The organism is Bacillus sp. Leaf49 (assembly GCF_001426125.1).
Lineage (GTDB): Bacteria > Bacillota > Bacilli > Bacillales > Bacillaceae > Bacillus > Bacillus altitudinis.
On sequence record NZ_LMRK01000002.1, the window covers coordinates 95210 to 119543 of the forward strand.

The following is a 24334-nucleotide window of genomic DNA, read 5'->3' on the forward strand; positions in this document are numbered from 1 at the left end:
TGAAAGGTGCCGCGTCTTTTTTCATGCTATGATACAGTCGTCTCTTGCTCTTCTTTCACCGCTTTTTCAATATCTTTAAATCGGCTCGATACAGTAGACGCACTAATGCCATACTTTTTAGCAACTTGTGCTTGAGAAAGCGGGGCATCGCTTGCAAGTGAATGAATATAATATTCGATTCCCGCAGCAAATGACGCCGCTTTACGGATCACAGGTGCTTTCTGATCACAGTAAGCTTTCCAAACTGTTAAAGCGCCATCTGTCAGGCTTTGGTCACCGTGCTCTTTCATCCCGTCTTCAATCAGCTTGGCTGTTTCCAACTGAACGTCACTAGCCCAGTCCATCCGATCTGCTGATAGTCCTACTGTACTTCCTTCTGTTTGAGCAGGCGCTTCTATTTCTTCAGCTTCTTGCTTCGCAAACATACACTTCAGCACTTCAGGGAAGGCTTCTCTCATAAATGTACTACGTGCTCCTCCGTTTGCCTCATGTGCTTCAACGAGCTGGCGAACCTGAAGAAGAAGCGTATCAGTAAACTCTTTCGCGAACATCGTATATTGAATGAAAAACTCTGCTTTTTCTTCAAACTGAACAGGGAAACCTAGAACAAGACTACCTTTCTCAGGGAGCACGGTTTGATCCGGCTTCACATCAACTTCAACCTTGTCAGCTGTCACCATATTCTCAAAGTAAAGAGACTCGTCCGTTTTTTCATTTAATAAAAGCAAAGATGGCTCCATGTCTGTCCAAGATTCAACCACTTGTCTTGTTTTAGGACGGGTAATATCTTCTGCTTTTTTTGTCAGGAATTCTTGGAAGATGGTCTCTTTCTTATCTGTTAATGGGCGGAAGAAAATGCCCCATACACTCAAATGAAAGACTGAGATTTGTTGCGTTTCTTTATCCATATCTGCTAGGAAAGAAAACTCATTAATGAATTGATTGATCGCTCTCTGATGCTTAGAGAACGCATAATTCATTAAATCCTTTTGAACTTGTACAGCTTCCTTAAACACAAGCTCAGACGTTTGTTCTCCGCCTGACTTTTGACCACAGCAATGTTTATATTTTTTTCCGCTTCCGCATGGGCAGAGCGCATTTCGTTTAATTTTTCCCAAAATAAAACCTCCGACATTCTAGTCTAACCTCACTATTTTAACAAACGATTGCACAGGAGAGTTTTATTTTCAAGAAAAAAGAAAAATCAGAATGATCAGATAAATAACAAAGACGTCTAAAAGAGCAAGGCGGCTCATAGTCAAAAGCACTCTGTCTCTGTTTATTTTCTCCAATCATTCCAATAGATTTCCCTCAGCTCATCCCTTCGAATAGCTGCTTTGCTTCAAAATAAAAGATTTGCACAAACTTTTTCGTATTGACTCTGCCTGTTGACCCTGCAGATGAAGAAGTCTTCTGCATTTCTTTCATCCTTTGGCTGACATCAGTGAAATCAAAAAACTTCGACGCATAGTGCTCAAATTTAGGATTTGAAAAATCTGTGAGCCCAAGTGATGCGAAATGATTTAAGGAATGATGGATGGCTCGTCTAATTCGCTGCTCTGCTGCTTTCACTTCCCGCATCACTTCCACATCCGCCGCACCACGACCAAGCTTTCGTTCCGCCGTTTTGATAAATAGCTGCTTTAATGGCGGAAAATTCACCTCATGAGAATTGGCTGTCTGCGTTTCATGTAAGTAGATCAATATCTCTAGTAAATCCTTAGAGCCACTCTCTCCGACAATTCCTAATTCAGATAGGAGGAATTCCCCTGCCTCTTTCATCGTTCTTCGCTTTGATCCAGTACCTGTCTCATGAGAAATCACTGGCTCTAATGGCAGCACATGCCGAAGAGAAGCTTGAATATCGTAAATTGATTTTTCGAGCTTGATCCGCTCCATGACCTTTCGAATGACACTGACAATCTCAATTCGATTGACGGGTTTATGAATATAATATTCAATTCCAAGTTCATAGGCTTCTGCCATCATCTCTTTTGCTTCTACTTGAGATATCATGATGACCTTTCCTTTGAATTCAGGGTGAATATGACGTATGGTTTGAATGCCATCTCTAGCTGGCATTAAAAGATCAATCAGAAGGATGTCTACTTTTTTCAGGTTCAATGAATGCGCTTCTAATCCAATGCCGTCATCAGCTTCATCCACGACCTCTCCTAGATCCTCATCCTCAATGATCTGACCTAAAATCGAGCGTATTGCACGATCATCATCTGCAATGAAAAATCGCATACACTCACCCTCTCTGTATTAAATTTTTTATCGGAAGAACAAGCTGAAAAGCTGTTCCTTTCGTTTCTTTCTGCTCAATCTGGATTTGACCGTCCAGCTCTTGAACCAGCTCTCTCACATAGGATAAGCCAATCCCAGTTGACGGTGTTCCATATGCATCAAATTTTGAGGTATATCCAGGATCAAATACAATCTCTCTCAATTTCTCAGGGATACCCGGTCCATCATCCTCGACCCGAATCTCTATTTTATCATGACTGCCTTTTAATACGAGTGAGATGGCTCCATCATCCTTGATTGCTTCAACTGCATTTGCCATTAAATTATTAATCAGCGATAAGAAAATGAACACATGATACTCATGCAAGTGAATGCCTTTTATATCAGATGTAAAGGAAATGTTCTTCCCGAGAGATAGCGCATATTTCTCTTGAATGCGAATCACGATTTGAACAAGATCCTCTGCCCTCATATAATCTTGCATATTTTCCTTTGAAATCAGCTTTGAAAGCCCAGCGTAAATACGCTGATTGTCCTTTTTGACTTCATGTATTTCCCCTGCAAGCTTCAGCAGCTCCTGACTCACTTTCTTTCCTGCCTCATGTTCATTCAGCAGACGATAGAGCCGATAGGATTCTTGCGTTATGTGCTCTGTATGATTTAACGTTTTCTTTAAATGAACTGTTTCCTCATATAAATTTGAAATGACCATCATCATATGCTCATTTTGCTTCATGATTTGTTTCTCTCTTGATTGTGCCTCATACAGCCTCATCATATTAAAAAAGCTGATGACCACGAAGCTGTGAGCAAATGCAATGAGGATCATATCACTCAGCTTTGAGAAAGTCATGGTTGTATCAAACACTAAAAATTGTACAAACAGCTCAACAAAATCAGCCAGCAGTTCAATCATCAGTCCGATCAGCCCAATAAAAATGGAACGCTGCTTGAAACGGCCTGTACGGACAACAAAGAAAAGAAAAGCATAAGTAAAGTAAAAAAAGAAGCTCGGAAACTGCTGATAAAATGACAGAGCCAGATCAGCTTTTTGCTGAATAAGATCTAAACCTACCCGAAATAGGACAATGGCTGCGCCTGTTAAAAACCCTGGCAGCAATGGTCTTGATTTTCTTAAAAGTAATAAGCAAAAGAAAAACGCAGGTGCCCCAAAACTAATACGAAATGTTTCATTCACAGGATAAAACTTCAGCTCTCCCGCAAGCGGCACAATGACGATCATAAAAATCAAAATAAATGCGTCTTTTTTGACAAGCTGGTTTAAACTCAAATGACTGACATCCCTTCCCCTGTTTACATAGCCACAGTATACAAGGAGACTCTTTGCTTCACAATGAGCAAAAAAATTATTTTCACGGCTACTTCTCTCTTCAAAATCATTTTTTATGACTATTCTCCGAGAAGGCATGGTGACCTTTCAGCTATTCTACGATTTGGAGATTGTCTACAATAATGGGAATTGTTTAGACAATTCCATGCAGACTGATTTTTATTTGTAAGTTTTTCTGTAGATTTTCGTCAGATTGTGTAGTTTCCAAGATAAATTGAATGAACAATTTTAGTGAAACTATATGTAAGCGTTTTCTGAATTTTCACTAAAAACCCTTTTTGTTGTTTCGCCGCCAAAGCCTTCATTTGAACATATATTTAGGTGTAAAGGAGTGGTACAAGCAGCGCATGACAAGTTCTTTGAAGATGTGTAACATGTTTTCGTGCCTATTTGATCGCATTTTTTGTCATCCGCCAATTCAATAGGGTACTTTTTGATTTTTGATTGGAGGAATCGTATGAAAACAGCAATTTCTAATAATACACAACACGCATGCCAGTCTTCTGTTGATCAATGGGCAGAAGAAATACGTCCGTATTACAAAAACGGGCAGAACGCTGGCTACATTCCAGCACTCGGAAAAGTAAATTCCTCTCAACTTGGTATCAGCGTGATAGGCCCAGATGGATCATCTGTACGTTATGGTGATTGGGACGTTCCCTTTACCCTGCAAAGTATCTCAAAAGTCATCAGCTTTATAGCTGCCTGTTTAGGAAGAGGCGTTCCGTACGTCTTGGATCGGGTAGATGTAGAGCCAACTGGTGATGCATTTAATTCCATCTACCGCCTTGAGATGCATAAACCAGGGAAGCCCTTTAATCCAATGATTAATGCTGGAGCTATTACCGTATCCTCCATCCTTCCTGGAAAGACTTCTACAGAAAAGCTAGCATATATTTTCGATTTAATCGAAAACTTAATAGGGAAGCGTCCTTCTGTTAATGAAGAGGTTTATCAATCAGAATGGGCAACTGCACACCGCAACCGGGCACTTGCTTATTATTTAAAAGAAACCAATTACTTAGAATCAGATGTCGAGGACACGTTAGAAGTGTATTTAAAGCAATGTTCCATTGAGGTCACAACAGAGGACATCGCCTTGATTGGACTGATTATTTCAAGTGATGGCTACCATCCCTTTAAACAAGTCCAAGTCATCCCAAAAGATATCGCAAGACTAACAAAGGCATTGATGCTGACATGCGGCATGTACAATGCGTCTGGTAATTTTGCCGCTTTCGTAGGCGTTCCAGCCAAAAGTGGTGTGTCTGGAGGAATCATGGCTTGCGTTCCGCCAAGCGCAAGAAGAGAATTCCCATTTCAGACAGGCTGCGGTATCGGCATTTATGGTCCTGCCATTGACGATTGTGGAAATAGTATTACCGGTGTCATGATGCTGAAGAAACTCGCCAAAGAGTGGGATCTCAGTATTTTTTAAAAAGAACAGTGATGAATTCGAAGAGGTGATGTTATGAACGAAAAAGCTTTGCTATCTTATTTAACAACTACAAATGATTTTATTTGGACTTATCTAATCATTGCTCTGTTACTTGGAGTAGGGGTCTACTTCACATATAGATCACGCTTCCTGCAAGTCAGAATGCTCAAAGAAATGCTGCGTGTTCTAAAAGAAGGAAGAAAAGAAAAAGAGGGAATCTCACCGTTCCAAGCTTTTGCCATCAGTATGGCAGCACGTGTAGGAACAGGGAATATCACAGGGATTGCCATCGCTATTGCGATCGGTGGACCTGGCGCAATCTTCTGGATGTGGATCGTAGCAATTATCGGTTCTGCTTCAAGCTTTGTTGAAAGTACACTAGCTCAGGTGTATAAAGTCAAAGATAAAACAGGATTCCGCGGTGGACCTGCTTATTACATGGAAAAAGGGTTAAATAAGCGCTGGATGGGGATTTTATTTGCCATCCTGATCACGATCTCTTTTGGGATTGTCTTTAACGCAGTGCAATCAAATACAATCACCGTCGCTTTTAAAAACTCTTTTGGCCTAGATCGTTTAACTGTCGGAATCGTTATGGCTGTTATTTTTGCGTTCATTATTTTCAAAGGAATCAAAGCGATTGCAAAAGCATCTGAATATATTGTCGTTTTTCTTGCCGTTGCTTACATCGGGATTGCTTTCTTTGTCATTATCACAAATATCACTGAACTACCAGGTGTCATCAGTACGATTGTGAAGCATGCTTTCGGATTTGAACAGTTTGCCGGCGGTACATTAGGTGGAGCATTGTTACAAGGGATTAAACGCGGTCTCTTTTCAAACGAAGCCGGTATGGGTAGTGCCCCTAACGCAGCAGCAACTGCTGTCACGAGCCATCCTGTCAAACAAGGGTTAATCCAAGCATTTGGTGTGTTAACAGATACGTTAATTATTTGTACAAGTACAGCCTTTCTTGTTCTGTTCTCTGATGCGTATAAAACAACCAATCTGGAAGGAATTGAGCTAACTCAGGCTTCATTAAGCCAGCACATTGGGCCTTGGGCTTCTGGATTCCTGGCGATCATGATTTTCTTATTCGCTTTTAGTACGTTAATCGGTAACTATTACTATGGTGAAACGAACATTGAGTTCTTGGGAGCGAATAAAATTTGGCTCAACATCTATCGTGTTGCTGTCATTGGCATGGTTCTATTCGGAGCTGTTGCCACTGTTCCTCTCGTTTGGGGTCTAGCTGACTTATTCATGGGTCTCATGGTCATCGTCAACCTCATTGCCATTACCATGTTGTCCAAAGTCGCCTTTGCAGCACTGAAGGATTACATGAGACAGAAAAAAGAAGGCAAAGATCCTGTTTTCTATAAAAATGCCGTTCCAAACAATGAAGAGATTGAATGCTGGGACGACGAACCGGTTTCCTTGAAAAAGAATCAAATCGGATAAAACAAATAAGCTCTGGTCATATGATCAGAGCTTATTTCTTTATGTTAAAAATTCGAGTATGAGCTTATTCACGACATCTGGTTTTTCATGATTGATCCAATGAGTCGCATCATCGACAAAAATCAGTTGTCCATTTGGGCAAATCTTAATCGTTTCTTTTGCGAGCTTTCTGCTTAGAAACTTGTCCTCCATTCCCCAGATCATGCGGACAGGCACGAGAATTCGTTTGGAAATCGGTTTTTCAAAGCCGCCTTTTTTAATCGCTCGATACCAATTCAACATGGACGTAATGGCTCCCGGCTGCGTCCATGCCAGCTTATAGCTTGAGACATCTTCCTTCGTGAACAAATGAGGTCTAGCAGACAGTCCAATGGCTTCATCCAGTCTTTGAAAGTGATTTTCTTGAAGGGCTGCCTCTGGTACATTTGGAAGCTGAAAGAACGCGATATAAGAGCTCTTCTTCCACTGCGGCGGATAAAACGGAAGGACCTTCATCATCACACGGGGATGCGGCATGTTGACGATGATTAATTTCTCTACATATTGAGAACGGGTTGAAGCAAGGTGCCAAGCAACCGCTCCGCCCCAATCATGTCCGCCGACAATAGCCTTTTGATTTGGGCTCAGCGCCTTAATTAATCCCACGATATCATCTCTTAATTTGTCTAAGACGTATGATTCGACTCCTTCTGGTTTGTCACTCAGATGGTATCCCCTTTGATCAGGAACAACGACACGATACCCCGCCTCAGCCAGGGGGAGGATTTGATTTTTCCAACCATACCAAAACTCAGGAAATCCATGCAGCAGAACCAGCAGTGGGCCATCTTCAGGACCAGCCATTGCCGTATGGAGCTTTATGCCGTTTGTTTGAATATATTGAAACTCAACTTGATCCATTCCTTTTCCACCCTTTCCCCATGTCTTATCATTCTTCCAACATAGCATATTTTCCATTTTTCAGAAAATAAAAACACTCACAAAAAAACCTTCACAAGGGTGAAGGTCTTTATTTATTTCATATAATTCAACACCCATATCAGACCATTCTTCCGATCTTGTACTTGTCCATGAAGTGCGCCAAAAAACGTATCCTGTAATTCCACAAGGACATCTCCGTCAGCTTCAAGCGCCTCGTATACAGCCTTTAACTCTTCCTCATTGTCAAACTGCATGATCAATCGAAGATTCTCCGGTTTTGGTGTGCGGCCAAATGTATCTGAAAAGTGGAGCAGTGATTCTCCAAGGTGTAGCTCAGCATGCAATACACGATCTTCATGTTCATTTAAGATACGAATATCTCCGCCAAAAATTCCTTGATAATATTGAAGAGATTCTTTGACGTCTTCTACGACAATATAAGGACTAACGCTGATCATTTCCCTCATCCTCCTCTTGTTCCGTTCATTATCTCTTATATAGCTTATCCCAAATCGTATGAAAAAAGGCACAAATCGTCAACGGATTTGCACCTTTTTCTCAAGCAGATTTCGCTAATTCACTGTGTTTGTTAGAATACGCTGCGTACATGACGACACCGATAATCAGCCAAACCCCGAAGTACAGCCATGTCCGGCCTGGTAAATTGAGCATCAGAAACACACAACACCCCATCGAGATAATTGGCAAAACTGGTACAAACGGAACCCGGAATCCCCTTTCCAGCTGTTTATGTGTCTTTCTCAAAATGAGTACGGATAAGCTCACCATCGCAAACGTTAATAATGCACCGATATTGGCTAGGTTGGACAGATCCTTCAAATCAATAAACCCTGAAATAACAGCTGTCATCCCGCCAATCACCCATATACTGGCAACCGGTGTATCACTTTTGTTTGTTTTAGAAAACACTTTAGGCAAGAGCCCGTCCCGCCCCATCGCAAAAGCAATTCGAGTTGCCGCATAATTATTGGCGAAAATCACAGCCATCAATCCAATCACAGCACCGACAGAAATAATACCAGCCACGCTATGTTGATGGACACTTTGCAATACATAAGACATCGCCTCTGTCACATTCAACTTCGTATAGTGCACCATGCCTGTCATGACCAAACAAACGACAATATAAATGATCGTACAAATGAGCAATGAACCAATAATGCCAATTGGCAGGTTCCGCTGTGGATTTTTCACCTCTTCTGCAGAAGCCGAAATGGCATCGAATCCTAAAAAGGCAAAAAACACAGCAGCGGCTCCAGCAATAATCCCTTCCGTACCAAACGGCATGAACGGCTGCCAATTGGCTGGCTCTACATAAAAACCACCTACTACAATGAAAAGAACAATAATGCCAAGTTTCACAAACACCATGATATTATTGAATTTTTTACTTTCTTTCGTTCCTCTAGATAGGATCCACGCAATGAGTAAAGCAATGATAATTGCTGGCAAATTCATATATCCGCCTTGTTCTGGACCAGCTAAAAATTGATGTGGAATTGAGATTCCAAACCCCTCCAGCAGGCTGTTAAAATAACTCGACCAGCCACTCGCTACAGCTGAAGCAGTCAGCATATAAACAGATAATAACGTCCATCCCATGAGATGACCTACGAGTTCACCCATTGTGGTATATGAATAAATGTACGCACTGCCGAACACAGGCAGCGCGGAAGCCATTTCTGCATAACAAAGTGCTGCTAAACTGCACACAATCGCTGCGATCGCAAAGGAGAAAATAACAGCCGGTCCTGCATCCTTAGCTGCTGTAATTCCGGTTAACACCATGACCCCCGTCCCAATCACAGCCCCTATGCCAAGGAGCGTGAGATCGAGCCCGCCCAGTGTTTTCTTTACCTTTTGCTGTCTGCTCTGTTCTAACAAATCGTGAATGTGTTTCTTACGAAGTATATGTCGCAAACCCTTTCCCTCCAAAACGTTAGAAAAACAAAAAATCATTCAAATTTCATTATAGCAGAATAGGTCCTACGCATTCACAACCAATTCACGTAAATCTTTCTTCATGATTTTACCAAGTTTATTTTTTGGCAGATCCTGCGTGAAATGAATGGATGGCACTTTGTAATCTGCTAAACGTTCCTTACAGTAATTCAACACATCTTCTTCGCAGAAATCGACAGATTCGTCTTTTACGATATACGCACTTGGTACTTCACCATATAAGTCATCTGGTACCCCAATGACAGCAGATTCAATTACACCTGGAATTTGATCAATGACCTCTTCCACTTGGTCAGGATAAATATTATCCCCACCGTATAGAATCACATCTTTGTATCTCCCTGTGATATAAAGAAAACCGTCTTCATCCAGATAGCCTGCATCCCCCATATGGAACCAGCCATCTTTGAGCACTTTCTCTGTCGCTTCAGGTTGATGATAGTAGCCTAAGAAATAAAATGGGCTTCTCATGACGACCTCACCAATTTCTCCAGCTGGCAGCGCCTCCTCTGTCTCAGGATGCACGATTTTGACTTCTACATCCGGATCCACTTTACCAGCAGAGCCCATCTTATCCTCGCCCATCGCTGGATGCCACGCACTCACAACCCACGCTTCTGTACTTCCATAGCCATGCATCATCTGAATGCCTACTTCTTTGTAATCTTTAATTAAGCGTACCGGTACCTTCGTACCACCAGAAATTGCAATTTCAAAAGATGAGAGATCGTACGAGCCGCGCTTCATTTCTTCTAGCATGTACGTATAAGCTGATGGGAAAGCCATCATAAACGTAATTCTTTCTTTCTCAATCGTTTCTAAAATGCGTTTCGGTGTTGCATCATGTAAGAAGACTAACGTATACCCTTCAATTGCAGCTGCAATCAAGTGATTAATAGAACTCATATGATACAGCGGATGACTTGCCAAGTACCGTTTTCCTTTCAGATCAAATCCTCGATTCCCACGTCTTGTTAAAAATTGATAGATTCGTCCATGTCCGACCATACAGCCTTTTGGATTGCCTGTTGTACCTGAGGTGAATAAAATCATGGCCAAATCTTCTTCTGATACCTCTTCAGCAAGATCACTTCCATCATTAGACGCCAATATGTCTTCAAACAGCTGTGTTGTTTTCGCATTGACACCAGATTCCACCATGAGACAATCTTCTAAAGACACATTCACTGCCGCAATGATGTCACGGAATTCACGGTCAAAAAATAAAGCCTTTGGCTCTGCTTTTTTCAAGATACCTTCTAGCTCAAAAGAGGTAAGCTGCCAGCTAAGCGGTACGGCGACTGCACCTGCTTTAATGGCTGCCAGCATAATCGTAGAAAAGTGATGATGGTTTTGACAAATAAAGCACACCCGGTCACCTTTTCGAATTCCTTTACGATGTAAGTAATGCGCTAGCTGATCAATGCGTTTTGCATATTCTTCAAATGTATAAGACACACCTCCGCCAGTTACCGCTTCAATTTGTGAAGAGCGTTCCATTCTGTCGTTTAGTAATGCCTGTAAAGTATTCAATATCTTCATCTCCAAACGTTTGATGTCCAATAGCCAATTTCCAGAGAATTGGATTGGCAGATTTTATCTCATTCACATTCTAAAATAAAAAAAGGTGAAAGTAAAATCATTTCATTTTGGAATTGTTCCTTTTATTAATTGATAATATAGGTAATTTTATAGCCGTCTTCCATTTTGGTTTAAATGATGATGCTTATTATGATAAGATAGACCTAGTAATTGATCGGAAAATGCGAATGCAATAGGAAAAGAGGTATGGAGAATGCAACATTTCGAGCTAGAGGCAAGTTTGTTAGACCATGCACTGACAAAGTATTTAAAGGCGACGAAACGAATAGATGAAGAGAATATCCCGAAAAACGTCACGAATGTAAAAGGGTTTATTTTACGCATCATCTACCGCCATCAATCATGTACTGTGAAAAATATTCTGCAGGAAGTTTCATTATCTCCCTCCGCAACAACAACCGCTCTCAATCACTTAGAAGATGAAGGGCTGATTATCCGCTCTAGAAATAACAATGACCGCCGTACGGTATGGATTACACTATCTGAATCAGGTGAACAAATCGCCAGACAAATGATCGACAATCGTCAGCTGCTTGTCAATCAACTGTTCAATCACCTATCAGAAGAAGATAAAAAAACATTTTTTGAATTAATCGAAAAAATGATGGACGAGCGCACATTAAAGGCTTAGGAAATATCCTAAGCCTTCTTTTTATGGCTTTAAGATGACTTTTATACAATCATCTTGTTTTTCATTGAATATGTGATACGCATGAGCTGCGTCATCTAGCGGCAATTGATGTGTGATGATCGCTCTAGGATCAATTTCCCCGGTTGTCACTTTTTGATAAAGCTTTGACATGTACCCTCTCGCTGGCGCCTGTCCCATTTTCAGCGTGACGTTTCTTGCGAAAAAAGCACCCAATGGGAACATATTGTAAAGACCTCCATACACACCCGTCAGCTGAACAGTCCCGCATTTCCTCACGGCTTTTGTGGCAATTTGAATGGGCCCTATCGTTCCGCCTTGCAGCTTGAGCTTCTGTTCAATCTTTTCAAGCGGTGACTTTTTCCCATCCATCCCCACACAATCAATGACAACATCCGCCCCACCTTTTGTGAGCTCTTTTAGGGTTTCTCCCATGTCAGGGTCTTCTGTAAAATCAAATACTTCTACGCCGCTCATTCGTTTTGCATGGTGAAGGCGATAGTCTATGTAATCAACAGCAATGACCCGCTCTGCGCCCTTTTGCCAAGCAAATTGCTGTGCCATTAACCCAACAGGTCCACATCCTAGCACAATGACCGTATCCCCTTTTTTTACACCTGCGTGTTCTACACTCCAATAAGCAGTTGGCAGAACATCTGATAAAAACAGCAATTGTTCATCCTCTAACTCACAATCATCCGGCACCTTAAATGGTGTATAGTTTCCAAAGGGCACACGTAAATATTCAGCCTGTCCTCCGGGGTAATTCCCATATTTCTCACTGTATCCAAATAGTCCGCCTGAATCATAATGGGGATTTGAGTGATCGCATTGACTTTCTAAATGGTGATGGCAATAATGACATTGACCACACGCCACGGTAAATGGAATGACGACACGATCTCCCTTTTTCACCGCAGTGACATCCGGCCCGACTTCCTCTACCACCCCCATCGGTTCATGCCCAATCACATAGCCAATAGGAAGCGGGAAATTCCCTTGATATAAATGTAAATCTGACCCACAAATTGCTGTAGATGTTATCCGAACGATGACATCTTCACGATCTTGTATAGATGGTGCATCTACTTCCTTTACCGCAATGCGGCTTTTCCCTTGATAGGTGACAGCTCTCATTTGCATTTCCTCCTTTAGTTCAAGTCAGCATTTCTATAGCTTCACCTTGAATGGATGGTTCATGCATATGAATAGGGATGCTGTTCCATAAGGGAAAACAAAATAACCCGCCGATTGATTCAGCAGGTTGTTTACTTCAATATGTGTAACGCGTTACACAGCTATTTTTCTTCGACAAACACCAAATCATACTGAGCAGAGGTCTCCCCATCCTCCATCCTGTTCCCTTCCTGTATAAAATAAGGGCACATACCTGGACTTTGTGCTTCTTCAAATTGTTCAAACACTTGCTCAATATAGCCAGGCAGCAGCAAAACCAAAAATTTATTTGAATGAGACACTAATTCATACGAGTGAACGGTATTCGGAGGAATATAAGCAAAATCCCCCGGCATCAAGCAAATATTTTCTCCGTTTAACTGAAGATTCATTCTGCCTTCAACACAATAAAGTGCTTCTGTATGCACTTCATGATAATGCGGACGTAAGCCTTTTCCCTTTGTCCCTTCAATCACAAAATAACTGAATCCGCCTCCTGTTGTTTCTGTTGTCGCAATCAGCTCATGAAGCTGACCTTCGACCATGTATTGCTTTCCTTCACCAGCCTCCAGCACATATGGCTGCACTGCGCGCGGGAGCTGACTATGAAACAAAACAGCTGGCTTGGTTGTATTGGATAGCTCCCTAATGCCGTGCATCAACATGATATCGCTTTCTTTTTCAGCCTGATGAAAGCTGTCTGCATCAAATGGGTGATCAGTCATCGGCCATTCATTCTGCAACAGCCTCTTTCCGATTTGCTGATAGACATCTGTCATTTGCCCGCCCAGTGTATAAGAAATAAACCGTGTTTTGTGACTATGCATTCTATAGCCATGAATTGTTTTGGGCGGAATATGAATATAATCGCAGGCCGTCACCATATACTTTTTACCGTCCAGTATCACTTCCAGCTTCCCTTCCAGCACAAAGATGGTTTCAAATAGCGTCTCATGACAATGCAGCGGAAAGTAAGCACCTTTCCCACCTGTGATTAAGACAAGCTCAAACAGTTGATTTGTTTGATTTGCTTCTGCCAGCACATGTACAAGCTGATTTTCCAAACCATACAGCTCCCCCGAACCAGACACGGTATAAAAAGAGGTATCTTCGGATTGCTTGATCGATTGTGGTTGCTCCGACATCCCATCACTCCTCATGACTAATTGACTATCTTTATTATATAGACCAATTGATATAATAGATAGGCAATATGCGAGAGATTTTACTCTTCTCGCATAAATAAGTGTCTAAGGTAACATTTTACGTGCTCTAAAGGTGTCGTTTGCTTTAATGCAGTAGTCATTGATAATCCGCCGATGACCATTGAATGAAGGAGAGATGCCCGCTCATCCGCTTTTGTTTCACCATATCCGCTATTCATCAGCTTTTCTTTGACAAGCTCTTGCCAGCGGATCATTTCTTGTTTGCATGCAGCATGAAGTTTTGTATGTTCAGGTTTTGACTCAGCCGCCAGTAAGACAATCGGTATCCCTCTTTCACTTTCTTGCTCCATAAAACCCCGAATGATATTTGTCATAAAATGATCGACGGCGACATATGGGTCATCAGAATAGGCAAAACTTTCTTCAATTTGATCGATGACCCTTTGACTCATATATTCAACGGCTGCTATGGCTAGCTCTTCTTTTCCATTTGGAAAGTAATAATAAAGAGATCCTTTCGGCGTGCCGCTCTCTCTAATGATTTGATTCAACCCTGTCGCATGATACCCCTGTTTACGTAAAAGAAGTGCGGCCGTTTGAATGATTTTGTCCTTCGTACTCACGTGTGACACTCCTTCCCTCCATAGACCAACGTCGATGCCATTGTTATTGATTCAGTAATGGATGCGTTCCTTTCCATAATGAGGATGATTCTATTTCTGACGCCAGTCTGAGCAGCCAGTCCTCTTTTCCTTTTGGTGCTGTCACCTGTACGCCTAAAGGCATGCCTGCTTCTGTGAGATGAACTGGCACACTCATAGATGGCTGGCCGGTTAGGTTAGCCAGCTGTGTAAATGGTGTGTAGGTCAAACTCTTGAGGAACATTTCATAAATCAGATCCTGCTGTGCTTGCATTGAAAGGGATGACACACGTAACAATGCAGCCATTTCTTGATCGTTATGCATCAGCTCGCCAACCTTTGGAGCCGAATAGGCAGTAGCTGGGGTCACATATAGATCGTAGGTTTGATGAAATGCGGCCATTTTTGCAGCGGCCATATCCCATGCATCAAGACTTTCTGTATAAGCAGCAGCTGTCACATTTTTTCCTGCTTCCGCCAGTACCCATGCCACAATATCTGTCTCCTCAGGCTTCACCGGACGCCCGAATGAACGAGCCAGAGAGGTAAATAAGGCAGACATTTCACCGCTGTTCATGACGTAATATTGCTGCATCAGATGGACACCATCAATGTCCGGCTTCACTTCTTCTATTTGATGCCCTTGTTCACTCAGCCATTTCACAGTGTTTAAGACTGCCTGCTTTGCTTCCTCACTCACCTTCGTGCCTACTGGAGAGTCTACACTGTAAGCAATTCGCATAGAAGAGGTTCGTTTCACCAAATCCTCCTGATAGCTGCCGTCATATAATGGCGTTTGGAACGCAGCCTCTGGCTGAATGACTTGAAGCAAATCAAGCAGGGCTGCACTGTCTCGAACTGTTTTTGTGAGTGTAAAGTCAATGGAAGCTCCTTGCCACTGCCTTCCTGCACCCGGGCCGACCGGTGTTCTCCCCCTTGTTGGCTTGAGTCCAAATAAACCAGTAAAGGATGCCGGAATCCGAATAGACCCTCCGCCATCACTCGCTCCACCCGCAGGTACGATGCCGCTTGCCACAGCTGCTGCCGTCCCGCCGCTTGAACCGCCCGGAGAATAGTCAGCATTCCAAGGGTTTCTCGTCGGACCATATAAAAAGGGTTCTGTCACATTTCTCAATCCGAATTCAGGTGTGTTCGTATGACCGATCATGAGGAGCCCAGCCTGCTTCAATCGACGGACAAAGTGGGAATCTGTTTGCGCCTTTACATCCTTTAACAGCAAAGCACCCGCCGTCAAAGGTTCATGCTCCAGCCCCTGCGATATATTTTTCAACACAAACGGAACACCAGCAAACGGCTGATCCGCATCCAGTGACTTCATGTCTTTGAACACTTGATCTCGTCTAGTATGAATCACCGCATTTAGTACTGGATTCACTTCTTCCAATCTAGTAAATGCAGCTTGTACAAGCTCTTCGGGCGTGACCTGCTTTTTCTGCACAAGTGACGCCAGTCCCGTCGCATCATACGTCATATACTCTTTTACATTCATCGGCATGTCCTTCTTTCTCATATTATGATCTCTCTATTGTCTACTAGAATTCTATGAAATTCAATTTCGGGATACGTGTGAAAAAAACTTTCTTTCTAGACTATGATTCTTCTAACCATCTATCTTATTTCTCCGATATAATAAAGAAAAAAAGACGGAGGTCACCTCATATGCAAGGAGCCATTGCCTTGAAAAAGAAAATCGTCGTGGTCATCGCGTTTCTTCTTGCTTTGACAACTGCTTTGCCCTTCCATTCGCAGGCAGCTGCACCACCAAAAGAAACAGATGTCATCATCGTCTATAAAAATCAAAAAGGAAAACAAACGGCTATTCAAGAAAGTGAAAAAGTGAACGCTCAATACATACATCTTCCAGCTGTAGCAGTGACAGCAGATGAGCAAGCTGTCACCTCACTTAAAAAAGACCCAAACATCGCTTATGTTTCAAAAAACGTTAAGGTCAAACTCGCTGCTGCTACCGTAAAAAAAACGGCTGCTACTACTGGTCAGGATGCTTTGGTACAAAAATCTTATAACTTGCAGAAGCTCAATGTAAAGCAAGCAATCAAAGAAGGCGTGACAGGGAAAAATGTGAAAGTAGCCGTTCTCGATACTGGTATTTTCCCACATGAAGATTTAAAGGTAGCCGGTGGTAAATCATTCGTCGATTACACGTCTTCTTACAAAGATGATGAAGGACATGGAACACATGTCGCCGGTACAATTGGGGCGCTCAATAATGATTACGGTACGGTCGGCGTCGCTTCTGGTGTAAAGCTGTATGCTGTAAAAGTTTTAGATAAAAAGGGAGAAGGCGACTTATACAGTCTGCTCCGAGGCATTGATTGGGCGATTAGCAATAAGATGGACATTATCAACCTAAGTCTAGCTTTTGAAGATAACATTCCGATTTTACGTTCAGCAGTTGATGAAGCATACAAAAAAGGACTGCTGGTCGTTGCTGCAAGTGGAAATGATGGAAAGAAGAATGGGATTAGTTATCCTGCCGCATACAATAGCGTCATTGCTGTTTCCGCAACGACTGACAAAGACAAACTCGCCTCCATCTCTAATACGGGGAAAGGAATTGAATTTTCCGCTCCCGGCGAGAACGTCATCAGTACCTATTTGAAAAATGAATATTGGTATGCCACGGGTACATCACAAGCGGCACCACATGTCACAGGGATGCTGGCGCTGTTAAAACAGCTACATCCTAAGAAAACAAATGTTCAGCTCCGCACTTTATTGCGCAGCTATACAGTGGATCTTGGCGCAAAAGGAAAAGATCCACAATTCGGCTATGGCCGCGTGCAATATGTGCCGCAGTCAACCTTTTTAAAGGCTGCGACAAGCGCAGTCAAGACAGCCGAAACATCTAAAAAACAGACAGATGTTGATCAAGCCAAAACGAAAATTGGCAGACTCTCTGCCAGCAAGCAAAAAACCGCACTCACTGACCGAGTCAAAAAAGTCCAAACAGCCATTGATATTCGTGACGCACGAGCGAAGGTCGAATCAGCTGAAAAAATTAAAACCCAAGGCTCGATTAAAAGTGCCCAAACGGCCATTAAAAAGCTATCCAAAGGCAAAGAAAAAACAAGCCTGCAAAACCGGCTCGACAAAGTCAAAAAACAAGTCGCCTATCAAAAGAAAGTGACAGATGCCAAACAAAAAGTCAAAAAAGCCGAAGCCAAACGAACAAAGAAAACAAAAGCAACCGCTCAAAGTGCGGTCAAACAACTAAAAGCATCTAAAACAAAAACTGATTTACAAAAACGACTAAACCGGATCAAGGTTTGATAAAAAAACGATTCCTTTCAGCAAGGAATCGTTTTTTCTATTTCAACATCTTCTGAAACAGAGTGTGATGATATTTCCCTTTCGCATCCATCCTCACTTGATCGAGGATGTGCGCTAACGAATGGATGACATCACGGAGTGCTCGATGAACCGAGCCGTGTTCAAAGGAAGCTAAACTCTCCGGCAGTTCATCTTCATCCAAAACAAAGAAATCACCATTCGGAAGAACGAGTAGATCAATCAATAAATCTTCAAAAACAACCGTCCGTTCTTCAAACCATGTATGTCTGACGATATTCAAATAAGAGCCAAGTTCATTGCCTTGATCATCCCGCCAAAAATATACATTGTAAGGCCGATCCGTCCAATAATAGGCGGTCGTATAACTCCCTTTTGGAATCGTGACAGTGCCATTACCAGCAACCATTGTAAATGGTTCTTGAATTTTATGAAACAACACGACTTGCTGCTCCTGTGCGTCTAACAGCTGACACGTATGTTCCACAACCTGATCATCGTATTTGATTTTTCTCTCAATGACGTCATCCCAAGAATTTGCATATAGCGGAAACAATCGGTCACAACCCCTTCTGCATCTACTTCTTATTCTAGTATACACTGCTTTCTTTTGAAGAAATAAAGGTTCACTGCTGCTGCCTATGGAAGACATATGGTGAGGTGAAAACAAATGAACGGAATCACAATCATCGAAACCGTAGCAGAACTCGGACAAATCATCTTGGTTTTTTGTGGCTATGCCCTTTACTGGCGGCTTGTGAAAACGAAAAGAGATCGAAAGCTGACCCCTTATGAACATGTGTTGAAATTCTTTGTCATGTTCGGATTAATCTCATGGTGCTTTTCATATATGGCACTGAACGTATGGGTATCATGAGAAAGAGGAAGAGCCCCGTCCATGCAGGACATGCTCTTCCTCTTCTTATACAGCGTGTTATGAGCCAGCCGGCTGTTCTTTTTTGATCACATACTGATAGCTCTTCACATGCGTCCCATTTTGATTCACAAATTCTTTATCAAGTGCCCGTTCAAAGCCCATTTTTTCATATAAACGAATGGCGGCCTGCATTTTATCCGACGTATGAAGGTACAGGACGTTCTCGCCCCACGATTGCGTCAGTTCTATACTTTTACGCAACAAGGACTCTGCAATACCTTTTCCTCTCACATCAGGATCTACCCCTAAAAACCGGACAATCGCTGAAGTAATGCCCATCTCCGGCTTGTCATATGCCTGTTCTGATGATCGGAACATTTGAAGGGTCCCCACGACCTTGCCCTCAAGCTCGGCCACAAGCATCAACTCCATGTTTGGGTTATCTACAGCCGCTCGCAGGGCTGCAGAATAGTTTTGCCAGCCTTCCTCTGTAAATTGAGGCTCATACTGTGCGTATGATTTGATCAGCACATGTGTGATCGCCTCATGATCTTCACTCACCGCTTGACGAATGATCAACTCTTGCTGCTCCATGCCAGCACCTCCTGTTTGTCTATGAATGGATATACGTATCATGCAATCACTGCATGCCGATGATCTGATTCTTTTCTCTACTCATTCAATGTAAAGAGTCTTCTTTTAAAGATCAATTATTTTGCACGAAATTTTCTTTGAAAATTTTGATTGAAATGGAAAGCTTGATTCATTATGCTGATTTGAGGACGTATACGAGGAGTGTCATCATATGAATTCTTTATCTTATCCCCAAGAATCGAAAAAAAATCGATTCCTCCTTGCCGCGCTTCTTGGCTCTTTAACAGCCCTTGCACCGCTGGCAATGGATATGTATTTACCTGCTTTACCTAATATCGCCCGTGACTTTGGAGCAAGCACGGCGCTGTCTCAGTTAAGTCTCATGGCTTGTTTGATTGGACTTGCGCTTGGACAGCTGATTGCAGGTCCAATCAGTGATACAGTCGGCAGAAGAAAGCCGCTCATGATTGGATTAATCATTTTTATTGCGGCCTCTCTTTTATGCACAGTGGTCACATCAATTTGGACATTCATTCTTTTAAGGCTGATTCAAGGACTTGCTGGATCAGCAGGCATTGTCATTGCACGAGCCATCGTACGAGATCATTATGAAGGCTCAGAAATGACGAAATTCTTTGCTTTGCTCATGTTAGTCAACGGAGTGGCTCCAGCAGCGGCACCGATCGTGGGCGGACAAATGTTACGGTTCACGACGTGGCAGGGTGTGTTTGTTCTGCTAGGAATCCTCGGGGCACTCATGCTCCTAAGATCGATGTTTTCATTGAAAGAAAGCTTACCTGTGGAACGTAGACAGACTGGAGGCTTCAAACAGATCCTAGGTGCGATGAAAATTCTAGCGAGCGATCGACTCTTTGTCGGATATGCTCTTTCGCAAGGGCTTGTCTTCGCCGCCATGTTTGCGTATATCTCTGGATCACCGTTTGTACTGCAGGAGATTTTCAACCTTTCTCCGCAGGGCTTCAGTGCTGCCTTTGCGGTGAATAGTCTTGGCATCATCACAGCCGGACAAGTATTTGCCCGCGTTGCTGCGAAAATTGGTGAGGAGAAAGTCCTTCGCATTGGGCTGCTGACAGCTGCTTTAGGAGGCGTCACCTTGTGTGTGATGATCTCTATTGATGCAGGGCTTTATGGCATCCTCATTCCGCTCTTTTTTGTGGTCTCTAGCGTTGGGATTGTCGGCACGTCTGCTCCTTCTCTTGCGATGCAGCATCACGGTGCGCATGCTGGAAGTGCCGCTGCCCTCATCGGTGTGGCACAAATGCTTCTTGGCGCATGCATGACACCCCTTGTCGGCTTAGCTGGAAGCCAGACTGCCTTTCCCATGGGGCTGATTATTATGCTCTGTGACCTTGGCGCACTGTGCTGTTATTTTTTCTTTGTTGCCAGAGCGAAAAAAAGACCCGCATAAGCGGGTAGCAGATTGTTGACAAAGGGCTAAAATGAACTTTATTTTGGCTCTTTGTCTTCTTTTCAGCGTGATAGAAAACCTTTGCAGCCCTAGGAAGGACGAGCATCGGCGCGGAGCGAATTTGACATTCGTGAGCACCGAAGCGCATACACGCTGAGACCCGCATAAGCGGGTCTTTCATTTATGGCTTGCTCCAATTGATCGTGCGGAACACATTGTACTGGTCATTATTTTGATATGCATCTAGGTCAAAGCCTGAAAGTCCAAAACCAATTGCCATGACAATTCCTCCGGCAACGGTGAAGATGATCCCCCATTTGATGCATTGCTTTTTTAAATCATTCACGTTCATACTCTCACGACCTTCTTTTTAAACATTCCCATGAATGCCTTAGTGGTTTGAACAGTCCCTTGCACAAATAGCTTTGTCAAATACGCCGTGGCTATGCCGCTTAATAATCCGACACCTAATAGAAGAATACCAACTCCGATCTGCGTCACCACCACATGCAAACCGTCTTGAAAAATAAACGGTGAACCAATGATGCTCCAAAAACCGCCGAGCAGACCAACTAGCGTCATTGTACCTGTCACGAGTGGAATGCACCAAATCACCATATACACAGAAAGAAACAGCAGGAAGACTGTTGCTAGAATACTGCCCCATAACGGAAAGCCCAAAATGAGGATGGAGAGTCTTGTGGCTTTTTCTCCAAACGTCGGCACCTGAACGGTTTTGATTCCTTGTTCCTTCATAATCCCTTCAGCGATGATGGCAGGCTGACCGACTTGATGAACTGCCTCCTGTTCACTGTAGCCATCTTCCTGATAATCCTCGATCATTTCATCGTAATACTCGATGAACCGATCACTTTCTTTTTCGCCTAGACGATGCAGATGCTTCTCCAAGCTGGCTAAAAATTCTTTTTTATTCATTGCTCTGTCCTCCAGAAATAAAGTCGTAAATCGCCATCACTTGATCCCATTCCGCTAAAAATTGCGCGATATGCTCCCGTCCGTTCTTTGTCATCCGGTAGTATTTTCTTAATCGACTGTTATGTTCCTGTGAATAGGTCTCCACATAATTGTTTTGCTCTAACCGCTTTAATATCGGATATAATGTCGATTCTGAAATCTCAATACAATGGGACATATCTTTAATCATTTGATAACCATAGGAATCGCCTTTCTTTAATACCGCCAGTACACAGAATTCAAGTAAACCTTTTTTTAATTGTGCATTCATGATTACAACTCCTAACTATTCATACTATACAATACATAGTATGATGTGACAAGAGGTATTTATTTTGTAAAAGCATAAAAAAAAAGACCCCCACAGGGCCTTTCACTTTTATATATTCACAAATCCTTCTCCAAACACATCACGCACGTCATGGACAACAACGAATGCGTCTCGATCAATTTTCTTAATGATTTTCTTTAAACGCATCAGCTCCTGTTTTTGAATGACCGCATAGAGAATTTCCTTCGATTCCTTCGAATAATGACCGCGACCGTTTAAAATGGTCACGCCTCGATCCAAGGTGTGATTGATTTCTTCTGCAATATCATCTTTGCATGAAGAAATAATCGTGACCGCTTTTTTCGTGTTAAGCCCTTCTATGACGAAGTCCATCACCTTAGTCGCCACATACAGCATCACAATCGTAAACATTAATTTTTCCGCACCAATAATAAAGTAAGAAGCAAAAACAACGATCAGATCAAAGAACAAGATGGCGTAGCTCACGTTCCAGTCTAGATACTTATTCGCAATTCGGCCAAGAATGGCAGATCCCGCTGTTGTACCGCCCGCTCTTAAAACAAGACCAATGCCAATACCAATGATGATCCCTGCGAAAATAGAACCAATGATCAATTCATGGACATTCACCACCCATGTAGTGGTCAAATGTAAAAATAGAGAGTTACTTGCGACAGCTACCACTGTGTAGATCGTGGTCTTCTTGTCCAAGTATTTATACCCCACAAGTAATAAAATCGCATTCAACACAAGGTTTGTCAGCCATGGCGCAATCTCAAACATATAGTAGAAAATGATGGACAGCCCCGTTACGCCACCTTCACCAAACTCAAGTGGAATGACAAACATGTTCACAGCTGCAGCAAATAAAAAAGAACCAACGAGAATCATTGCAATATCTTTTACACATTTTTTCAATTTCTTCTTTCCTCCTTTTTTAAGCATATAAAAAACCCTCTTTCTGCACGAAAGAAGACAGTCGTTGGACAAAATAAAAATCAAAAGACGGCGCCTTTTGATGAAGCTTTCTGAAATGAACCTTTCCATAATATATATCTCTTTTTAGAGGCTGTCAATGACTTGGTTTTCTATTATTTCAACTGTATGTTTATGCACTCAAACCCGCATGTTATCAGGGTTTTCCCGTCATGTGATGCTTATTCCTCTCCTTGACAAAAACACTTTAGTCATTTAAACTACTGCCTCATATCATATCCATTATTTCCGATCGACAAAGGAGGCTGTTTGATTTATATGAATCCTATTCAAAGCCGTTTACAGGCTCACACACCTTTGATTTTAGATGGTGCACTTGCAACAGAGCTTGAACGAAAGGGCTGTGATTTAAACGACAGTTTATGGTCAGCCAAAATCCTCATTGAACAGCCAGAATTGATTCAGCAAGTACACTTGGACTACTTCCAAGCAGGTGCTGACTGTGCAACAACAGCCAGCTACCAAACGACAATTGATGGCTTTGCTGAAAAAGGCTATACAAAAGAAGAAGCCATCGAATTAATGAAACGATCTGTCACGTTAGCAAAAGAAGCATGCGAGCAGTTTTGGCAGGATGAGACACAACATAAAGAGCGGGCAAAACCATTTGTCGCTGGATCTGTGGGGCCCTTCGGCGCTTATTTGTCTGACGGTTCAGAATATAAGGGAAATTACGGACTCACAGAGCAGGCGCTCATTGATTTTCACAGACCAAGAATTCAAGCATTGGTAGAGGCTGGTGCAGATATTCTCGCTTGTGAAACCATCCCTTGTCTCATTGAAGCAATCGCTATCGCTAAACTGCTGCAGGATGAGTTCAGCGGTGTGTATGCGTGGATCACGTTTAGCGCAAAGGATGGTAAGCATATTAGTGAAGGGGATCTGCTGAGAGACTGTGTACAAGCACTCGAACCATATGAGCAGATCGCTGCTGTTGGCGTAAACTGTACACCGCCGCAATATATGTCTTCTCTCATTCAGGAGATGAAAAAAGGGACAAGCAAACCGATTGTCGTGTATCCGAACTCAGGGGAATTATATGACCCTGAAGAAAAGGTTTGGAGCGGCGATACGTCTCACCATACATTTGGTGAATGTGCGCAGCAATGGTATAAAGACGGCGCACAAATCATCGGCGGCTGCTGCCGGACGACACCAGAGGATATTACCGATATCTTAAAACAGGCAACATCGTAGCATCAT

General features: G+C 42.6%; 24 protein-coding genes. 7 read left to right on the forward strand and 17 right to left on the reverse strand.

Annotated elements, in window-relative coordinates; all coding sequences use genetic code 11:
* Positions 1 to 26: 26 nt before the first annotated feature.
* From ASG46_RS03145 to ASG46_RS03155, 3 genes are all read right to left on the reverse strand, one after another.
* Positions 27 to 1118 (reverse strand): SEC-C metal-binding domain-containing protein, encoded by a 1092-nt coding sequence (locus tag ASG46_RS03145; RefSeq protein WP_056703080.1) that lies wholly within the window; start codon positions 1116 to 1118, stop codon positions 27 to 29.
* A 193-nt stretch (positions 1119 to 1311) separates the two neighbouring features.
* Positions 1312 to 2250 carry a response regulator gene (locus ASG46_RS03150; protein WP_024719015.1) on the reverse strand — a complete coding sequence of 313 codons (939 nt, stop codon included), beginning with the start codon at positions 2248 to 2250 and terminating at the stop codon, positions 1312 to 1314.
* Between the two features lie 4 nt (positions 2251 to 2254).
* Positions 2255 to 3541 carry an ATP-binding protein gene (locus ASG46_RS03155; RefSeq protein ID WP_017358607.1) on the reverse strand — a complete coding sequence of 429 codons (1287 nt, stop codon included), beginning with the start codon at positions 3539 to 3541 and terminating at the stop codon, positions 2255 to 2257.
* A gap of 517 nt (positions 3542 to 4058) precedes the next feature.
* Between ASG46_RS03155 and ASG46_RS03160 the strand changes: the two genes are divergently transcribed.
* A complete protein-coding gene (locus tag ASG46_RS03160; protein ID WP_008342152.1) occupies positions 4059 to 5039 on the forward strand; it encodes a glutaminase in 981 nt (326 codons plus the stop codon).
* 33 nt (positions 5040 to 5072) lie between these two features.
* On the forward strand, positions 5073 to 6500 hold the full coding sequence (locus ASG46_RS03165) for an alanine/glycine:cation symporter family protein (RefSeq protein ID WP_017358609.1): 1428 nt from the start codon (positions 5073 to 5075) through the stop codon (positions 6498 to 6500).
* Between the two features lie 39 nt (positions 6501 to 6539).
* Here ASG46_RS03165 and ASG46_RS03170 read toward each other — a convergent pair whose 3' ends face one another.
* The 4 genes from ASG46_RS03170 to ASG46_RS03185 form a co-directional block, all read right to left on the reverse strand.
* Positions 6540 to 7400 carry an alpha/beta fold hydrolase gene (locus ASG46_RS03170; protein ID WP_041508187.1) on the reverse strand — a complete coding sequence of 287 codons (861 nt, stop codon included), beginning with the start codon at positions 7398 to 7400 and terminating at the stop codon, positions 6540 to 6542.
* Positions 7401 to 7513: 113 nt separating this feature from the next.
* Entirely contained in the window at positions 7514 to 7879 is a 366-nt protein-coding gene (locus ASG46_RS03175) for a VOC family protein (RefSeq protein WP_041508186.1), read from the reverse strand.
* A 100-nt stretch (positions 7880 to 7979) separates the two neighbouring features.
* Entirely contained in the window at positions 7980 to 9362 is a 1383-nt protein-coding gene (locus ASG46_RS03180; protein ID WP_019743569.1) for an amino acid permease, read from the reverse strand.
* 66 nt (positions 9363 to 9428) lie between these two features.
* Complete coding sequence (locus ASG46_RS03185) at positions 9429 to 10937, reverse strand: class I adenylate-forming enzyme family protein (protein WP_056703083.1); 1509 nt, start codon at positions 10935 to 10937, stop codon at positions 9429 to 9431.
* A gap of 262 nt (positions 10938 to 11199) precedes the next feature.
* Between ASG46_RS03185 and ASG46_RS03190 the strand changes: the two genes are divergently transcribed.
* Complete coding sequence (locus ASG46_RS03190) at positions 11200 to 11637, forward strand: MarR family winged helix-turn-helix transcriptional regulator (RefSeq protein WP_007498406.1); 438 nt, start codon at positions 11200 to 11202, stop codon at positions 11635 to 11637.
* A gap of 21 nt (positions 11638 to 11658) precedes the next feature.
* Here the strand turns inward: ASG46_RS03190 and ASG46_RS03195 are convergent, their stop codons facing one another.
* The 4 genes from ASG46_RS03195 to ASG46_RS03210 form a co-directional block, all read right to left on the reverse strand.
* On the reverse strand, positions 11659 to 12792 hold the full coding sequence (locus ASG46_RS03195; protein WP_056703086.1) for a zinc-dependent alcohol dehydrogenase: 1134 nt from the start codon (positions 12790 to 12792) through the stop codon (positions 11659 to 11661).
* A gap of 161 nt (positions 12793 to 12953) precedes the next feature.
* The gene (locus ASG46_RS03200; protein WP_056703089.1) at positions 12954 to 13976 is read right to left on the reverse strand and encodes a quercetin 2,3-dioxygenase; all 1023 of its coding nucleotides are present in this window, start codon (positions 13974 to 13976) and stop codon (positions 12954 to 12956) included.
* A gap of 80 nt (positions 13977 to 14056) precedes the next feature.
* Positions 14057 to 14620 (reverse strand): TetR/AcrR family transcriptional regulator, encoded by a 564-nt coding sequence (locus ASG46_RS03205; RefSeq protein WP_056703092.1) that lies wholly within the window; start codon positions 14618 to 14620, stop codon positions 14057 to 14059.
* A 43-nt stretch (positions 14621 to 14663) separates the two neighbouring features.
* Complete coding sequence (locus tag ASG46_RS03210; protein ID WP_045034636.1) at positions 14664 to 16148, reverse strand: amidase; 1485 nt, start codon at positions 16146 to 16148, stop codon at positions 14664 to 14666.
* A 170-nt stretch (positions 16149 to 16318) separates the two neighbouring features.
* On the opposite strand from ASG46_RS03210, the gene ASG46_RS03215 reads away from it, so the two are divergent.
* Complete coding sequence (locus tag ASG46_RS03215) at positions 16319 to 17950, forward strand: S8 family peptidase (protein ID WP_056703094.1); 1632 nt, start codon at positions 16319 to 16321, stop codon at positions 17948 to 17950.
* A 37-nt stretch (positions 17951 to 17987) separates the two neighbouring features.
* Here ASG46_RS03215 and ASG46_RS03220 read toward each other — a convergent pair whose 3' ends face one another.
* Positions 17988 to 18524 carry a DUF402 domain-containing protein gene (locus ASG46_RS03220; protein ID WP_041508180.1) on the reverse strand — a complete coding sequence of 179 codons (537 nt, stop codon included), beginning with the start codon at positions 18522 to 18524 and terminating at the stop codon, positions 17988 to 17990.
* Positions 18525 to 18638: 114 nt separating this feature from the next.
* On the opposite strand from ASG46_RS03220, the gene ASG46_RS03225 reads away from it, so the two are divergent.
* Positions 18639 to 18845 (forward strand): hypothetical protein, encoded by a 207-nt coding sequence (locus ASG46_RS03225; protein ID WP_008342164.1) that lies wholly within the window; start codon positions 18639 to 18641, stop codon positions 18843 to 18845.
* A gap of 57 nt (positions 18846 to 18902) precedes the next feature.
* On the opposite strand, the gene ASG46_RS03230 is transcribed toward ASG46_RS03225, so the two are convergent.
* On the reverse strand, positions 18903 to 19439 hold the full coding sequence (locus tag ASG46_RS03230) for a GNAT family N-acetyltransferase (protein ID WP_041508179.1): 537 nt from the start codon (positions 19437 to 19439) through the stop codon (positions 18903 to 18905).
* A gap of 211 nt (positions 19440 to 19650) precedes the next feature.
* On the opposite strand from ASG46_RS03230, the gene ASG46_RS03235 reads away from it, so the two are divergent.
* Positions 19651 to 20868 (forward strand): multidrug effflux MFS transporter, encoded by a 1218-nt coding sequence (locus ASG46_RS03235; protein ID WP_056703097.1) that lies wholly within the window; start codon positions 19651 to 19653, stop codon positions 20866 to 20868.
* Positions 20869 to 21049: 181 nt separating this feature from the next.
* Here ASG46_RS03235 and ASG46_RS21075 read toward each other — a convergent pair whose 3' ends face one another.
* The 4 genes from ASG46_RS21075 to ASG46_RS03250 all read right to left on the reverse strand — a co-directional run bounded on the left by ASG46_RS21075 (position 21050) and on the right by ASG46_RS03250 (position 23053).
* On the reverse strand, positions 21050 to 21220 hold the full coding sequence (locus ASG46_RS21075) for a hypothetical protein (RefSeq protein WP_017360401.1): 171 nt from the start codon (positions 21218 to 21220) through the stop codon (positions 21050 to 21052).
* The gene (locus ASG46_RS03240) at positions 21217 to 21804 is read right to left on the reverse strand and encodes a DUF1700 domain-containing protein (RefSeq protein ID WP_017366536.1); all 588 of its coding nucleotides are present in this window, start codon (positions 21802 to 21804) and stop codon (positions 21217 to 21219) included. The genes ASG46_RS21075 and ASG46_RS03240 overlap by 4 nt, the downstream gene beginning before the upstream one ends.
* On the reverse strand, positions 21797 to 22114 hold the full coding sequence (locus ASG46_RS03245; protein ID WP_025206674.1) for a PadR family transcriptional regulator: 318 nt from the start codon (positions 22112 to 22114) through the stop codon (positions 21797 to 21799). Before ASG46_RS03245 ends, ASG46_RS03240 begins: the two co-directional genes overlap by 8 nt.
* Before the next feature lie 108 nt (positions 22115 to 22222).
* Entirely contained in the window at positions 22223 to 23053 is an 831-nt protein-coding gene (locus ASG46_RS03250) for a YitT family protein (RefSeq protein ID WP_025206673.1), read from the reverse strand.
* A 336-nt stretch (positions 23054 to 23389) separates the two neighbouring features.
* On the opposite strand from ASG46_RS03250, the gene mmuM reads away from it, so the two are divergent.
* Complete coding sequence (mmuM, locus tag ASG46_RS03255; protein ID WP_052320716.1) at positions 23390 to 24328, forward strand: homocysteine S-methyltransferase; 939 nt, start codon at positions 23390 to 23392, stop codon at positions 24326 to 24328.
* Positions 24329 to 24334: the final 6 nt, after the last annotated feature.

Bases quoted from the DNA above. Each gene is read 5' to 3' on its own strand.
- ASG46_RS03150 (WP_024719015.1), bottom strand. From the start codon at position 2,250: ATGCGATTTTTCATTGCAGATGATGATCGTGCAATACGCTCGATTTTA.
- ASG46_RS03160 (WP_008342152.1), top strand. From the start codon at position 4,059: ATGAAAACAGCAATTTCTAATAATACACAACACGCATGCCAGTCTTCT.
- ASG46_RS03165 (WP_017358609.1), top strand. From the start codon at position 5,073: ATGAACGAAAAAGCTTTGCTATCTTATTTAACAACTACAAATGATTTT.
- ASG46_RS03170 (WP_041508187.1), bottom strand. From the start codon at position 7,400: ATGGATCAAGTTGAGTTTCAATATATTCAAACAAACGGCATAAAGCTC.
- ASG46_RS03175 (WP_041508186.1), bottom strand. From the start codon at position 7,879: ATGATCAGCGTTAGTCCTTATATTGTCGTAGAAGACGTCAAAGAATCT.
- ASG46_RS03190 (WP_007498406.1), top strand. From the start codon at position 11,200: ATGCAACATTTCGAGCTAGAGGCAAGTTTGTTAGACCATGCACTGACA.
- ASG46_RS03195 (WP_056703086.1), bottom strand. From the start codon at position 12,792: ATGAGAGCTGTCACCTATCAAGGGAAAAGCCGCATTGCGGTAAAGGAA.
- ASG46_RS03200 (WP_056703089.1), bottom strand. From the start codon at position 13,976: ATGTCGGAGCAACCACAATCGATCAAGCAATCCGAAGATACCTCTTTT.
- ASG46_RS03210 (WP_045034636.1), bottom strand. From the start codon at position 16,148: ATGAATGTAAAAGAGTATATGACGTATGATGCGACGGGACTGGCGTCA.
- ASG46_RS03215 (WP_056703094.1), top strand. From the start codon at position 16,319: ATGCAAGGAGCCATTGCCTTGAAAAAGAAAATCGTCGTGGTCATCGCG.
- ASG46_RS03225 (WP_008342164.1), top strand. From the start codon at position 18,639: ATGAACGGAATCACAATCATCGAAACCGTAGCAGAACTCGGACAAATC.
- ASG46_RS03230 (WP_041508179.1), bottom strand. From the start codon at position 19,439: ATGGAGCAGCAAGAGTTGATCATTCGTCAAGCGGTGAGTGAAGATCAT.
- ASG46_RS03235 (WP_056703097.1), top strand. From the start codon at position 19,651: ATGAATTCTTTATCTTATCCCCAAGAATCGAAAAAAAATCGATTCCTC.
- ASG46_RS21075 (WP_017360401.1), bottom strand. From the start codon at position 21,220: ATGAACGTGAATGATTTAAAAAAGCAATGCATCAAATGGGGGATCATC.
- ASG46_RS03240 (WP_017366536.1), bottom strand. From the start codon at position 21,804: ATGAATAAAAAAGAATTTTTAGCCAGCTTGGAGAAGCATCTGCATCGT.
- ASG46_RS03245 (WP_025206674.1), bottom strand. From the start codon at position 22,114: ATGAATGCACAATTAAAAAAAGGTTTACTTGAATTCTGTGTACTGGCG.
- mmuM (WP_052320716.1), top strand. From the start codon at position 23,390: ATGAATCCTATTCAAAGCCGTTTACAGGCTCACACACCTTTGATTTTA.